Origin of the sequence: Neisseria sp. P0006.S009, from assembly GCF_051962915.1 — a bacterium.
Classification (GTDB): domain Bacteria; phylum Pseudomonadota; class Gammaproteobacteria; order Burkholderiales; family Neisseriaceae; genus Neisseria; species Neisseria subflava_E.
Window position 1 is genome coordinate 1 of the sequence record NZ_JBQCUV010000037.1, and the last position, 221, is coordinate 221.

The 221-nt window shown below is 51.6% G+C and carries 1 protein-coding gene; it reads right to left on the minus strand.

The features are described from left to right. Nucleotides 1-221: hypothetical protein (locus ACTHTK_RS10370; protein ID WP_440378623.1), on the minus strand; the 221-nt coding region annotated here is incomplete at both ends.

Consider the following 221-nt stretch of genomic DNA (forward strand, 5'->3'; position numbering starts at 1 on the left):
ACTTTGTTGCCGGCGTTGTTCAAACCGTCTTTGGTCAGTTTGACGTCACCTGCTTTAACGCCGTCTTGGGTCAATGCAACATCATCGCCTACTTTTACACCGTCGTTGTTAACGGTGGTGTCGCCGGCTTTGACGCTGTCTACAACCAGGTCTTTGTTCAGCTTAACGGTCACTTTATCGTCTTGGGCTTCGGTGGTGATGTTGTCGTCGCCGGCAACGGT